Below are 899 nucleotides of genomic sequence, written 5' to 3'. Positions count from 1 at the left end.
CCCGGCGCCCCCCCCGCCAGCAGCACCAGCGAGCCGGTGAGCCCGGCCGCGAGCAGCGGCAGGGTCATCAGCGCGGCCATCGCGGCCAGGCACCACGGCAGCCGGGACCGCGCGGACCCCGCCGGACGTACCGCCCCGTACAGCAGCCCCGCCGCACAGGAACCGGCCGCCTGGAGCGCGAGCACGGCGCCGGACGCCGTGCGGTGCCCCCGCTCGTCCGCGAACGCGAGGGTGACGACCTCCAGCGAGCCGAACACCGCGCCCGTCGCGAGACAGACCACCAGCAGCGGCCGCATGCCGGGCGACCGCAGCGGCGCCCGCGCGGAGGAACGCCGTACGGCCGGCGGTTCGGTCGACCGCTGGGCGGTGAACAGCACGGTGCCCGTCAGCAGCAGCACGGCACCCGCGAGCGTGCCCGCCTCCGGGAACAACGTCCCGCACAGGAAGGCCGCGAGCACCGGGCCGAGCATGAAGCACAGTTCGTCGACGGCCTGTTCGAAGGAGTTCGCGGTGTGCAGGGCCTCGGCGTCCCCCTTCAGCAGGTGCGCCCAGCGGGCCCGCGACATCCCGCCGGTGTTGGGGGTGGTGGCGGTGGCGGCGTAGGAGGCGAACAGGGTCCAGTCCGGGGCGCCGTGCCGCACGCAGAGCAGCAGCGCGAGGGAGCCGAGCACGGCGAACACCGTGGCCGGCAGGGCGACCCGGGCCTGCCCGTACCGGTCGACCAGGCGCGCGGTCCACGGCGCGACCACCGCCGTCGCCGCCAGACCCGTCGCGGTGACGGCGCCGGCCAGGGCGTACGAGCCCCGCGTCCCGGCGATCATCACGACCGCGCTCACGCCGAACATGCCCATCGGCAGCCGCGCGATCAGGTTCCCGGCGGTGAACGCGCGGGCGCCGGG

At 76.6% G+C, this 899-nt stretch carries 1 protein-coding gene; it reads right to left on the bottom strand.

The window, feature by feature from the left end; all coding sequences use genetic code 11:
* Positions 1-899 (bottom strand): MFS transporter (locus tag B7767_RS37980; RefSeq protein WP_256923714.1); only part of this gene is annotated, 899 nt, incomplete at both ends.

This window comes from Streptomyces sp. 13-12-16 (assembly GCF_002114215.1).
GTDB lineage: Bacteria > Actinomycetota > Actinomycetes > Streptomycetales > Streptomycetaceae > Streptomyces.
Note: the sequence above shows the minus strand (reverse complement) of the source record. Positions and strands in the feature narration are given on the sequence as shown.